This window comes from Streptomyces sp. NBC_01013 (genome assembly GCF_045162765.1).
Taxonomy (GTDB): Bacteria; Actinomycetota; Actinomycetes; order Streptomycetales; family Streptomycetaceae; genus Streptomyces.
Map to the genome: position 1 here is coordinate 1,774,441 of NZ_CP108687.1, position 11,987 is coordinate 1,786,427.

Consider the following 11,987-nt stretch of genomic DNA (forward strand, 5'->3'; position numbering starts at 1 on the left):
GGCCGGGTTCAGACGGTCAGGGTCAGTCAGTGAAGGTGACGCAGGCACCGCAGGAGCTGCCGCACCCGTCGTCGGTCAGGACGGTCAGCCCGGCCGCATCGGACACCTCCAGGAGGGAGACGTTCAGGTCGAACCCGTCCGACTGGCCGCCGGCCGTCGGCTCCTGGACCTGGGTGGTGCTCTTGGTGACGATTCGCGTCATAACAACTCCAGGTGATTCGTTGGTGTGTAGGACAGGTGGTGCTTGCCAGCGCACTGAGGACCGTGGCGTAGCGACGGGGCTACGCCATGGGGTCAGGTTCTGGCCATCCCGGTCCGATGGTCGGGCCGGGAAGCTCTGGGGTGCTGCTCGACGGTCCGGTCCTTTGCCCAGGACCGTCGAGCAGCCGTCTATGCGGCGGGCACAAGATCGTCCAGGCTGACGACCTCGTAGTCCCGCAGTTCGCGTACGAGCTGAGAGGCGAGGAACCAGTCGATCTGGGGGTGGTTGTAGGGCAGTGGAGCGTCCGAGGCGGCGAGGGGCTGGATGCCATCGGCGGTGTACTGGTACGGGGTGCCGATGACGCCGTAGAGCGGGAACCGCGTGGCCAGCAGGGCGACGTGGCCCTGGCTCCTGAGCCGGGGGCACCGCCGGGCCGCCATCCGGGCGTGCTCCAGACACACCGGCGGCTGCGCGGTCTTCACCGGCCCGGTGTAGTCGTCGCCGTCGTCGGCCGTCTCCACGAAGAGGATGCCGTCGCTACGCTTCAGCGGGACCGTGCACACCTGGCAGCGCAGGAGCGCCATCGTGATGCGCTGGCGGAGCGGGTGCACCAGCCGCCACCTCGGGTTCCCGGTGGGCTGTCCCGCGAAGCCGAGTGACATGGAGTACCGGGCCCACAGCACGCCGCGGAGATCTCGGTCGGGCCCTGCCTCGTCCTTGTACCCGAGCCGCGGGCGCCGGTCAGGACCGATGCGTACGTTCAGGTTGAGGAGGGAGTCCGCCTCTTCGCCTTCACGGGCGGTGATGTACGGAACGACCAGGTCGGCTGCGGTGATCGTCATGCCGCGCTTCCGACCGTGAGCGCGAGCGGCCGGTGGGGGGCGACGATACGGCCGTCGGGGAGGAGTTCTCCGGTGTCCTCGAAGACAAGCACTCCGTTGCACAGCAGGCTCCAGCCCTGCTCAGGGCGGTGCGAGTCGGGTCGCGCGGCCTCCCTGTCGGGAGCCATGGCCGTGGGGCACGGCGGGTTGTGCGCACACATGGTGCTCGTCCTCTCGGGTGGGAAGTTGGGCCCTCTTCGGCCAGCTACGGTGCCGTGGGGGAACACGGTTCGGTCACGGCCGAAGAGGGGGACTTGTGGCACCGCCCCATGAGGGCCGCTATGGCTGCTTCGCTGTAGCCGTACAAGCGCCCCAGGGTGGTGGCAGTGCGGTCGCCCTCGAGCGTGAGTGGTCTCCCTCCCCCCACTCGACAACGAAGCAGGGATCCGGGTGAGACGACCACTGCACGCGCAGGTCTCTTTAATCGCGGTCATGCCGCGCCCTGCGGGTCACCTGCAGGCACGATGCAAAGCTCGAGTCCCACCTCACGGAGCGGCAGGAAATGTGTTGCCTGGTTGGTGTATCCCTCGAACGTCAAAACGGCCCTCCGATCAGGCGGATTGGTAGACGGTGACGAGCACTGCGAACACGGTGACGACGAGGAGAACCTGAGCGCTGGCCTGTCTCCAGCCCCAGCCCTTCGCATCCATCCACCGCAACGGTCGCCTTCAAGTCGGACCGGACAGCTCCTCGGGGATCACGAGGTGAATGAATGCCTGGTACCGCTCACCCAGCTCCTTGATCACAGCGCGATACTCGTCGTCATCGGAGCTGATGTTGTGCCGGTCGAGGACGATCACGCCGTCCGCGAAGCCGCCTCGGATCAGTCGCTCGACCTCCCCCCAGCCAGGGCGCTTCCAGGGCGGCGTGTAGACGCCACAGCCGGCACCCGAGCCGGGGAGGCACGTCGTGGTCACGGGAACGGCTACGTCGTGAAACCTCGCTCCCATTGCGTAGCCACGCTGCTCAGCCTCGGTCTGGAGGGTGTTCCAGTCCTCATCCGGCCTGGCACGCCTGCTAAGCACCAAGCTGTACGCCAACACACGGAGACGGCGATCACCGGAGCGGCGGTCGCACCTTTCGGTCGCCTCGCGACGGAACTGCTGACGGAGCCGGACGAGCTCGCCCCTGCGCGCCGGACGCTCCAGCGGGGCGGGTTCGCGGTGCCACTCCTGGGTTCGAGCAGTGTCGGTGTCCGTTCGGTCCCGGGATCCCATCAGGCTGATCCGTGGACTGGAGACGGCGATCATGTCGCCCAGGCTTCTACGTGTCTTCATGGTCGCCTTCCCCTAGATCGCGCTCAGCCCGCGCAGGGCTCATCCGACGGTTGCGCAATGCGTTCGGTCCGACCGACCACTACGTTCGCTACTGACGTGAATCAGGTCCGTGCCAGGCGCCGTTCGGATACCGTGTGATCAGCTCGTACCGACGATGAAAGCGGTACGGAACCCCGGTGGGCAGGCCCTAGATGGAGCCTCACACGCTGGCTCCGCAGGCCCCATGGAGAGCCGCCCCTGTCGCTGACATCGACCGCGGGTGAACGAAAGTCCACGGTGGAGGAGGAAGCGTGGGGCAGCAGCCGAACGAGCTGACTCCGGACGCCGGCCCATGGCACCGCTGGGGTTACGAGCTACGCCAGTTCCGCGAGGCCCGTCAGCTGTCGCAGCAGGCTCTGGCTCGCCGGGCGTTGATCGACCGTTCACATCTCGGGCGCTTCGAGCGCGCTGAACGTCCCGTCCCGAAACATGCGGCCATCACTCTCGACGACATCCTCGATGCCGCCGGTGCACTGGTTCGTGGCTGGGACAGCGCGGAGCGCGAGGCCCCCCAGGATTGCTCTGTCCCGATGTCCAGAGCCGGGACAGCGACTCATGGGGCCAGTACACGGGGTCATGGGGCCAGCGCCCCGGAGACCCTGGCCATGAACGCGGTCGTGCGGGCAGGCTCGCTTGGAGACGACACGGACACGGTCGTCGTCCCCGCCCGCATCCACGGAAGGATCCTCTTCGTGCCCGTGCCCCGCCGCGTTGTTCTCGCATCAGGGATCGCCGGGCTGGCTGCGACAGCCATGCCGGCCGCGACGCCGGCGGCTGCCACCGAACTCGCCGACATGGGGTCTCCCTTCGAGCACTTCGCGCAACTCCGCCGGGTCATGATCCAGACCGACAACCTCATCGGCCCCCGGCACGTGTTGCCCGCCCTGCAACAACACCTCGTCTCCCTTGCCACAAGACGTCGATCCGCTCGTGGCACCGACGCCATCGAGCTTCTCGCCTTGGAGACGCGGTACGAAGAGCTGGCAGGCTGGTTCGCCCAGGACATCGGCGACGAGCGCACCGCCCACGGCCACACCGCGAAAGCACTGGACGCTTCCCACATCACCGGCGACACCGATCTCACCGCGTACATCCTCGGCCGTAAGGCAAAGCTCGCGGTCGACACCGGTCATCCTGCCGACGCTCTCGGCCTCGCCGCAGCCGCCCGACGCACCGCCCGGCCCGGGAGCCGCCTCGAAGTCATCGCCGTTCTGCACGAGGCCCACGCGCATGCCGTACTCGGTGCAGGCGGTGAGGCCCACAGGGCGTACGACACCGCGCTTGCTCTTCTCGTTCGCGCGGGCTCCGATGGCGTCTGGGGTTCCTGGCTCGATGCGGCGTACATCAGCACCGCCCGAGCTCGCTCCCTCGCCGCCCTCGGCGAGTATGAGCAGGCCGCGGCAGGCTTTGACAGCGCCCTCGCAGTGCTCCCGTCCGCATATCGCCGGGACCGCGGTGTCTACCTCGCTCGCGCTGCACGTGCCCATGCGGGCACAGGCAACGTGACCCTCGCTGCCCGAATCGGTGGGCAGGCCGTCGGGATCGCCGCCGAGACCGGATCTGCCCGCATCTTCGGACAGCTCGACCGGCTCGACCAGGCACTGGCCCCCGCAACCGGCGAGGACGGCGTCGCCAAGTTCCGCGCCTCACTCGACCGCATCGTTCTGCACCCAGCCTGACTCACCCACGCACACTGCCTGGAGATACCGTGCCCCGCCCGTACGTCCTACTGTCCGCAGCTGTATCGATCGACGGCCACCTCGACACCCGCCCGGGCGAGGACCGGCTCCTGCTCTCCAACAAGCAGGACTTCGAGCGCGTCGACTCCGTACGAGCCAGTGTCGACGCGATCCTTGTCGGCGCCGGCACACTCCGCGCCGACAACCCCCGCCTCCTCGTCAACTCGGCGGAACGCAGGGCGTCCCGAGTCGCCGCCGGTGAGCCCGAGTATCCGCTGAAGGTCACCATCACAGGAACGGGCGACCTCGACCCCAGCTGGAAGTTCTGGCACCACGGCGGAGACAAGCTCGTCCTCGCCGTGGGCCACAAGGCCACCACGAAAGCTCGCGCCAACCTCGGTGACCTGGCTACCGTTCAGGGCGTCCCCGCCGAGGCCGTATGGCCGGCCGCGCTCGACATCCTCGGCGACGCGTACGCCGTCAAGCGGCTCATGGTCGAAGGGGGTGGCACCGTTCACACACAGCTCCTCGAAGCCGCTCTTGCCGACGAACTCCAACTCGTCATCGCCCCGCTCCTGGTCGGCCAGTTCGATGCGGTAAGGATGCTCGGCTCCGCGAGCTACCCTGGCGGCCCCGCCGCCCGCCTCCGGCTCCTGGAGACCCGCCAGATCGGTGACGTGGTACTCCTGAGGTACGCCCCCAAGGACACCTCGACGGAGCCCCGATGAGCACCACCTCTTCAGCCAGCGCCCCCGGGACCGGCCGCGAGCCCAACACCGCAGACCGGAACTGGCTCATCCTCGCCTGTGAGCTGGCCGCTCTCTGCCCACCTTCGGAGACCGCCTTCAGCGTGGGGGCAGTCGTCGTCGCGGCCGACGGGACCGAACTCGCCCGCGGCTACTCCCGCGAGAGCGACCCCCACGACCATGCCGAGGAAGGGGCCCTCGCCAAGCTCCCCGCCGAGGACGCCCGGCTCGCCACCGCCACGATCTACAGCTCCCTGGAGCCCTGCGCCAGGCGAGCATCCCGACCTCGTCCCTGCGCCCAGCTCATCCGCGACGTGGGCCTCCGCCGCGTCGTCACTGCTTGGAACGAGCCCGACACCTTCGTCGCCGGCGCCGAAGGCACCGAAACCCTGGAGGGCGCCGGCGTGACTGTCGTCGCACTGCCTGAGTACGCGAACGCCGCACAGGCACCCAACCTGCACCTGCTCTGAACCTCGGTCTCTCAGGGACTTCTCAGAAACTTCGGTCCTGCTGGAGGCGCTTTCCGTCGCCTGACCTCGCGCCTTCGCGAGTGGGCCTGTACGGGCCTTGATTAAGTAAGTGGAGAGTGCCGCTGAACTGCAACGATAGGATTTGCCGAGGGTCCTGTCAGCTGCGAGGAAGAAGCACTCGCTAACTGGTCCGCACCGACTCCGGCGGCAGCATCCACGCCTGATGGGCAAAAGCCGCACCCCACACGCACAGCGTCCCCGTCAGCGAACTGATGAGAACTCATGAACGATTGGGGCTAACCTCCGTTACATGCAGTTCACCCTCGATGGCGAATCCTTCGAGCTGACGCCCACGCTTGTTCGTGGGCGTCTTGCTGGTCACGTACCCGAGGAGATCCGCGAGTACTGGGTCGAAGTAGATGGTGTGCGTTGGCCGGTCAAGCAGGTCATCTTCCTTGCGACAGGTGCCAAGCGCAGCAGGTTTCAGTCGCAGGCCTCTCGGCGGTGGCTGCAGAATCTCGGGTTCTTGATCGGTGCCGGATCCTCGGCCACCGAGAGCGGCTCAATCCCGCGGCTGACCGGCGCGTCTCGTCGTGGGCCTTTCGACGAGTCCCAGCTCAAGGAACTGGAGGCACTCGACGTCCGCGTTGCGTTCTCGTGGCTGAGCGCCGGCCCGATCACGCTGGACGAAGCGGGCCTGCCGAGGTTTCCCGGACTTCCGCGAGCGCCAGGGCTCTACCGCTACGATTTCGGTGTGGACGACGACGGCATCCGCGTGCTCTACATCGGGGAGTCCGTGGAGCTGGCCAGGCGAGCCAGCAACTACCGCAACGCCAAGACGGATCGCTCTAGTCAGCGCACCAGCCGCCGCATCCACAAGGAGATCGTTGGCCACTTGGAGTCCGGTGGTTCGATCGCATTCGCCATCGCAACGTCAGTCCGCTGGGGTGACGATGTCGAGCTGGACCTGCGGCTCAAGTCCGCCCGTCGCCTTGCCGAGAACGCTGCGGTGCTCCTCGCGCAGTCGCAGTCCAGGATCCGCGTGCTCAACATCGATGCGGAGCTGGGAGGGGGCAGCGAGTGAGCAGTCTTCCGGACCTTCGCTTCCTACTCTCGATCAACAGCGAGAACGCGTGGAGCGATCTGCTCGCCACCCTTATGAATGCCGACCAGGCGATCACCCGCTCCGTCCTCGACATCGACGCTGTTGGCCCGCTCCAGATCCGTCGGGAGGTCTCGAAGTCGCGGGGCCGGAAGGCATCGGATCGCCCCGACCTGGTGGTGGAGGCGAACGGTCAGGTTGTCGCTGTCGTCGAAGTGAAGCTGCTTGCCGGCCTCGGAATTGAACAACTGGAGCGGTACTACAAATACGTCGCCGAGGAGGACCGAGGCGACTGCCGGTTCGTGGCGGTCTCGCTTCAGCGCATCCGCCTCGACACCGCCCATGCCCAGGACTGGCAGAACCTCACCTGGGAGAAGCTCATCGCTCCCTTCGCCTCGTCCTCGGTGCCATGGGTCGCGACGACCGCCACAGCCTGGAAGAGCCACATCGAGTCCCAGGTGCCGGAGGTGGATGGCGACACCGTCTGGAATCAGATCGACGGTATCGACCTGTACCTTGCCCTCCGGCTTCGTGCTTCCTATATGTACGACAACGTCGCCTTGCCCGGCGGCTCATCGAAGTCCATCCGGGAGATCGGCTCCGGTGGCCTGTACGTCGCGATCGTGGACGCCCCGATTCCGGGTAGCGGTTACACCGTCCGTTGGGACGCCACCGAGAGTTTGCCGACTCAGGAGGTTGGCAAGCTTGTCGACAGCAGCGGGCTTCGTGGGGTCGACTTCCGCTTCTTCCTCGTGCAGCAGCAGGTCACCTCCTCCAAGGCCTACGACTGGGATCACCTGGCTCTGCTCTGGCAGGAGTACCTCGCCCAAGAGGACTGGATTCCGTGGAGACCCCATCCGCCGCGCAAGACGTTGCAGTGGGAGAAGGATGGCGTGGCTCGACTCAAGGCGCTCGGAGCTCCAGCGTTCCTTGGCGCTGGCTACGGCGAAGGGCAGGCCAAGCTCAGCGGTGAGGTCGAGTTCGGCGCGCGCTTCGGGCTGCCGCCCTCAACCACACTTAAGGAAGCCGCCGAGGTGCTCAGCAGGGTGGCTGTGATCGGGTCCCGGATGGCACAGCACGCGACTCAGCCGCAAGGGAGACTGTGATCGCATTGATCGACGGAGAACCTGACAGCGGCGGTGCAGGGGTGGACGGATAGATGTTCGGGCTTGTTCCCGTCGGAATTGACGGCGGGGGCCGGAGCTCACCGCCTGCCAGGCCCGGACTCCACCTTGTACGCGGCTGAACTACCAGTTCCTGCCGCAATGCCGCACCTTCCCCGCGACCTCCCTGTCCCGTCAGAAAGTAGTGGTACGTGAAAGTCCTCGGGATAGCCATCGCCGCCGGCGCTCTCCAATACGGCGCTCTCCAGTACGGCCCCACCACGTCCCTGATCCCCGGTGCCCCCGAGCGCCTGGTCAAGGCAAACGGGCTGACGGGCACCGACCTTGTCGCGGACACCTACCGCCGCATCAAGCAGGACATTCACGGAATGTCGCCCAGCCTGGTGATCCTTGTGGCCACCCGCAAGTACGCGCAGTGGCCCTACCGGCCGGCCGCCGACCGTGCGTCCCTGGAAACCTTGGTCCACCTCGCCTGCCACGAGGAAGGTATCCGGTGCGAGGAGTGGAAGACCGACAAGATCGGCAAGCTCCTCGAGGTGCCGCCCAAGGCGATCGACAGTTTCGAGCTGGAACAACTGGGCCTCACCACTCGGCCGGTGTACTGGACCCAGGGCCGAGGCGACGCCTTCGCCGCAGCTCTGGCAGCACTGTATGAGTCAACGGCACAGACGGACCGGTAACCCGGGAACCATCCCGACCGACGGAGAGCGCACCAGTGACCGAGCAGAAGCGACGCCTGAATCTGGACTACGAGTGCCTGCATAGCATGCCGACCGGTGTCCACGAGGTGCACGTCTGGTGGGACGGCAACCTGCAGAACTGGCTTGTCGGTAAGTGCGTCGACCTCACCGAGTTCCAGGATGACGAGGACCTGATCGAGCCGCAGCTCATGGAGAGGATCAAACACAACAACATTGTCCCGGTGCGGGCAGTGGCTTCAGTTCCCGGCTTCCCGCGGCCAATGCGCGTGGTCGAGATCCTCATGCCGTACTACGAGGCGGGAAGCATCACTGACGCGCTGGAGGCTGGCCACACCTTCACGCCCAGGACGTCCCTCAAGATCATCCAAGCTGCGCTCCACGGGCTGCGGGAGATGCACGAGCAGCACGGGATCCTGCACCGCGACATCAAGAGCCCCAACCTGTTCCTGACCGGCGACGCCGATCTTGTCAAGATCGGTGATCTCGGAGTGGCGGGCCGAATGGACGCCGCCGGATCCACGCCACCCGTAAAGGTTGCCCACCTGTACGCACCGCCGGAGCTCATGATCGGACCGCGGGTCACCCCTGCGTCGGACCTCTACTCCCTCGGCGTGGTGCTGGTAGAGCTACTGGCTGGAAAGTTCGACTACGCCGCCTACAGCAGCACCATCGTCGTCGATGCGCTCCAGGAAGGCCGCCCGCCGCTGCGGGCCGAGGACCGCAACCTGCCCGTCTGGGCCTGTCGGCGCCTACGCCAGCTGGTGGCCAAGGCCACCCACCCGGATCCGGCTCGGCGATTCACGACAGCTCGCGACATGAGTACGGCACTGGCCGCGATCAAAATAGCCGATTGGCAGGCAGTTGAACCCAACGTCTGGCAGACGCCTCACCTGCAGAAGGACGAGACCTGGAGGGTTACTGCGGCTCCCGCCCGTGCGGGTGGGCTCGAACTGACTCTCTGGCGTCGCAGAAAGGCTACATGGCGACGCGTCGGTGACTCTGAGGTGGTTGTCTCGCTTCAGGACGGCAAGGCGCTTAGCTACTTTGACCACGCGAACAACCGGGCGGTCAACTGATCGACTGCGCAAGTCACGACGTCGGAGTCGGAGCAGCTGATCGGGACCACCGATTTGCAATCTTCGACCGCCTGCGACATCGCGGTGAACCGCGCCATGCGGCCGGTCCCGGCTGCTTCGAGGGCACCACAGCGAGCGAGCTCCCAGACCTCGCTGCGCACTCGACGTGCATCGGCAGTTCCGCGAGCGATCATTGGAGCCAGTAGCGGTCGCCATTCGTCGAGGCCAGCCTGAACGGAGCAGGCCCAAAGTTGTTCGACGAGTACTTCCGCTGCCCAAGCATGCCTGGGCAGCGACTTTCCCGGTAGGCGGGAGATGCACAGAGTCAGCAATGCCCCCTGCGGACTCATCGTCTCCATGGCACCTCCTCAAATCACGCCCCTGCAGGTCAGGTCAACTGCAGTCGCCTAGGATCCCAGCGTGCCCGACCCTGGGAAGGCGTGCAAGGGTGCTCAAACCTTGAATCGAACGCCAGATCTAATTTTGAGTCGCGAAGGCACCCAGGGACCACCGTTAGTGTCGGGGTGCCAGCTAGCTTGCCATCCCGGCTTTGGGTGGGTCGCGCAACCAGCAGAAGTGGGCCGTACTGCAGCGCACCGTCTCGCTGACCTCACGCAGGAGCATCTCCAGACTCCGTCGTCGTCGAGGACCTTCGGGTCATTGCGGGCCGCTTCCCCGTTTCAGCCGCACATGCGTCTTCCTTGAAGGTAGAGCTGGAGCAGGCCGCCAGGGTCGCGGAGCGGGATCGAGCGTCACCCACCCTCTGCCGACAGAACACCTAAGGGTTGTCCCGTAAGTTGCGGGCGCCCGCGATCCGGTGGTCAGCCGAAGATGATCTCAACGTCTTTGTCCAGGCAGAACTTCATGACGGTGACCAGTTGGCGGGTGTCATCGATGCGTCGTTCGAGAGCGGGGTCGCTGCCATCGTGGCGCCGCTCATCGATGATGGCTTCCAGCCGGGGCAGCATGGCCGCGCATTGAGCGGGCGTGAGGTCCGGACCATTGTCATCTGGATGGTCGAGTAGTGGTGTCAGCGTTGTGGAGACGCTGCTCCACGGGCGGTCTCCGTCGAAGCCGTGCATCTCGGAGAGGGTGAACCCCTCGGCCTGGGCCAGCCATTCCCGGAACATGTTGAAGCCGGTGTAGGACCAGGAGATGTCCGGGCTGGTCACATCGTCGTCTCCGGGGAAGAGCACGAGCCCCATCCTGTCCTCCTTGTTTGTCTGGTGCTCAGGATCGGTCGTGGGGAGCGTGTCAGCAACTGAAATGATCCACCGCATGGTTGGTGTGATCACGGCGTCGCAGTCGTCCTGGATAGCTCCATTCACCGGGCTGACGCCACGAGCTTTCGGCAAGTTGGTGACCGCACTGCGCCGCGAGGGAGCCGACGTGCCGCTCCGGGGTCCGCCCTGGCGGCTTTCGCTGGAGGATCGTGTGCTGCTCGTCGTGGCCTACTGGCGGACGAACTTGACGTTGCGCCAGCTTGGCCCGCTGTTCGGGGTCTCGAAGTCGGCGGCTGACCGGGTCATCGACCATCTGGGGCCGCTGCTGGCGCTCCAGCCTCGGCGGCGCTTCGCGAAGGATGCCGTGCTCATCGTGGACGGCACCTTGGTGCCCACCCGGGACCACACGATCGCGGAAAAGTCCAAGAACTATCGGTACTCCACCAACCACCAGGTCGTTATCGACGCCGACACGCGGCTCGTCGTTGTTGTAGGCCGACTGCTGCCGGGCAACCGCAACGACTGCAAGGCGTGGGAGGAATCCGGGGCCCAGTCCGCCGTTGGCAAGGCCACGACAATGGCCGACGGCGGCTATCCGGGCACCGGGCTCGTGATGCCGCACAGACGCCAGGCCGGCGAGAGCCTGCCCGGGTGGAAGCAGGAGCACAACCGCTCGCACAAACAGGTTCGCGCCCGCGTCGAGCACACCTTCGCACGGATGAAGACGTGGACGATCCTGCGGGACTGCCGCCTGAAGGGTGACGGCGTCCACCACGCCATGCTCGGCATCGCCCGCCTACATAACATCAACCTTGCAGGATGAGCGGACAGTTATCACCACGATCAACCGCAATCATCCCGAGTAAAGATTACTTACGGGACAGCCCTTAGCCCGGCTTGTCAGTGCCGCAGCGGGGTCGGCGTGTACGCCGGGTTCTGTCGCCCGACCTAGGACAAGGGCACCAGCCAATCTTGGCCGATCAGGTCGCGCGATTCACTGCTTGAGCTTCCAGCCATGCCTCTACTTCCGACCAGCGGTAGCGCAAATAGCGCCCGACCTTGTGGGCTCGCGGACCCTGGTGTCGGTGATTCCATATGTAGACCGTATTCAGAGGCACGCCCAGAAAGTCGGCCAGCTCCTCCGCGCTCATCAAGGGACAACGGGCCCCCGCGCCACTAGCGGCTTCTTCCGCGCGGGCAGTGGTTCGACGCATGGGAACTCCAGAACGGTTCGAAGCGGGCAGGAAAGAACCAAGTGAGCGGTATTCCGCCGTGGTGGTGCACAGTACATTTGCATTAATTTCCGGCCGGACCAAACAGAGGGCCTTTCGATGAAACGCCTACGAATCTTGCGAACTCTCGAAGGACAGCGGCGAATCTTCGCTGAGGGTTCGGCGAGCCCTCGTCGAACCCTCAGCGAGCATTCGCATAGGTGAAATCTTCTCTGCCACTCTGCACCCTTTGTCG

Annotated in this window: 12 protein-coding genes and 2 pseudogenes; 8 read left to right on the top strand and 6 right to left on the bottom strand. The window is 65.8% G+C overall.

What is annotated here, in order from left to right:
* Positions 1-22: 22 nt before the first annotated feature.
* From OG538_RS07555 to OG538_RS07570, 4 genes are all read right to left on the bottom strand, one after another.
* On the bottom strand, positions 23-202 hold the full coding sequence (locus OG538_RS07555) for an FxLD family lanthipeptide (RefSeq protein WP_028444064.1): 180 nt from the start codon (positions 200-202) through the stop codon (positions 23-25).
* A 188-nt stretch (positions 203-390) separates the two neighbouring features.
* The gene (locus tag OG538_RS07560; RefSeq protein ID WP_097930521.1) at positions 391-1,044 is read right to left on the bottom strand and encodes a hypothetical protein; all 654 of its coding nucleotides are present in this window, start codon (positions 1,042-1,044) and stop codon (positions 391-393) included.
* A complete protein-coding gene (locus OG538_RS07565; RefSeq protein ID WP_406091384.1) occupies positions 1,041-1,244 on the bottom strand; it encodes a DUF5999 family protein in 204 nt (67 codons plus the stop codon). The genes OG538_RS07560 and OG538_RS07565 overlap by 4 nt, the downstream gene beginning before the upstream one ends.
* Positions 1,245-1,751: 507 nt before the next feature.
* Positions 1,752-2,333, bottom strand: coding sequence for a hypothetical protein (locus OG538_RS07570; protein ID WP_406091386.1), 582 nt, complete (start codon positions 2,331-2,333; stop codon positions 1,752-1,754).
* 317 nt (positions 2,334-2,650) lie between these two features.
* Here OG538_RS07570 and OG538_RS07575 point away from each other — a divergent pair.
* From OG538_RS07575 to OG538_RS07605, 7 genes and pseudogenes are all read left to right on the top strand, one after another.
* Positions 2,651-2,869, top strand: a pseudogene (locus OG538_RS07575) (helix-turn-helix domain-containing protein); the annotation flags it as partial.
* A gap of 135 nt (positions 2,870-3,004) precedes the next feature.
* Positions 3,005-4,078, top strand: a complete 1,074-nt coding sequence (locus tag OG538_RS07580; protein ID WP_406100450.1) for a DNA-binding protein — start codon at positions 3,005-3,007, stop codon at positions 4,076-4,078.
* A 29-nt stretch (positions 4,079-4,107) separates the two neighbouring features.
* A pseudogene (locus tag OG538_RS07585) lies at positions 4,108-5,294 on the top strand (dihydrofolate reductase family protein).
* Between the two features lie 310 nt (positions 5,295-5,604).
* A complete protein-coding gene (locus OG538_RS07590) occupies positions 5,605-6,378 on the top strand; it encodes a hypothetical protein (RefSeq protein ID WP_386300859.1) in 774 nt (257 codons plus the stop codon).
* Positions 6,375-7,502 carry a PD-(D/E)XK nuclease family protein gene (locus OG538_RS07595; RefSeq protein ID WP_406091388.1) on the top strand — a complete coding sequence of 376 codons (1,128 nt, stop codon included), beginning with the start codon at positions 6,375-6,377 and terminating at the stop codon, positions 7,500-7,502. Before OG538_RS07590 ends, OG538_RS07595 begins: the two co-directional genes overlap by 4 nt.
* A 209-nt stretch (positions 7,503-7,711) precedes the next feature.
* Positions 7,712-8,200, top strand: a complete 489-nt coding sequence (locus tag OG538_RS07600; RefSeq protein WP_037830884.1) for a hypothetical protein — start codon at positions 7,712-7,714, stop codon at positions 8,198-8,200.
* 35 nt (positions 8,201-8,235) lie between these two features.
* Positions 8,236-9,297, top strand: coding sequence for a serine/threonine-protein kinase (locus OG538_RS07605; protein WP_037830882.1), 1,062 nt, complete (start codon positions 8,236-8,238; stop codon positions 9,295-9,297).
* An 821-nt stretch (positions 9,298-10,118) separates the two neighbouring features.
* Here the strand turns inward: OG538_RS07605 and OG538_RS07610 are convergent.
* Positions 10,119-10,502 carry a hypothetical protein gene (locus OG538_RS07610; protein ID WP_332416792.1) on the bottom strand — a complete coding sequence of 128 codons (384 nt, stop codon included), beginning with the start codon at positions 10,500-10,502 and terminating at the stop codon, positions 10,119-10,121.
* A gap of 73 nt (positions 10,503-10,575) precedes the next feature.
* On the opposite strand from OG538_RS07610, the gene OG538_RS07615 reads away from it, so the two are divergent.
* Positions 10,576-11,343, top strand: coding sequence for a transposase (locus tag OG538_RS07615; RefSeq protein ID WP_406091391.1), 768 nt, complete (start codon positions 10,576-10,578; stop codon positions 11,341-11,343).
* 157 nt (positions 11,344-11,500) lie between these two features.
* Here the strand turns inward: OG538_RS07615 and OG538_RS07620 are convergent, their stop codons facing one another.
* On the bottom strand, positions 11,501-11,734 hold the full coding sequence (locus tag OG538_RS07620) for an AlpA family transcriptional regulator (RefSeq protein ID WP_078863285.1): 234 nt from the start codon (positions 11,732-11,734) through the stop codon (positions 11,501-11,503).
* Positions 11,735-11,987: the final 253 nt, after the last annotated feature.

Coding starts and splice junctions, on each gene's coding strand:
- OG538_RS07555 (WP_028444064.1), bottom strand. CDS start 202: ATGACGCGAATCGTCACCAAGAGCACCACCCAGGTCCAGGAGCCGACG.
- OG538_RS07560 (WP_097930521.1), bottom strand. CDS start 1,044: ATGACGATCACCGCAGCCGACCTGGTCGTTCCGTACATCACCGCCCGT.
- OG538_RS07565 (WP_406091384.1), bottom strand. CDS start 1,244: ATGTGTGCGCACAACCCGCCGTGCCCCACGGCCATGGCTCCCGACAGG.
- OG538_RS07570 (WP_406091386.1), bottom strand. CDS start 2,333: ATGATCGCCGTCTCCAGTCCACGGATCAGCCTGATGGGATCCCGGGAC.
- OG538_RS07580 (WP_406100450.1), top strand. CDS start 3,005: ATGAACGCGGTCGTGCGGGCAGGCTCGCTTGGAGACGACACGGACACG.
- OG538_RS07590 (WP_386300859.1), top strand. CDS start 5,605: ATGCAGTTCACCCTCGATGGCGAATCCTTCGAGCTGACGCCCACGCTT.
- OG538_RS07610 (WP_332416792.1), bottom strand. CDS start 10,502: ATGGGGCTCGTGCTCTTCCCCGGAGACGACGATGTGACCAGCCCGGAC.
- OG538_RS07615 (WP_406091391.1), top strand. CDS start 10,576: ATGGTTGGTGTGATCACGGCGTCGCAGTCGTCCTGGATAGCTCCATTC.
- OG538_RS07620 (WP_078863285.1), bottom strand. CDS start 11,734: ATGCGTCGAACCACTGCCCGCGCGGAAGAAGCCGCTAGTGGCGCGGGG.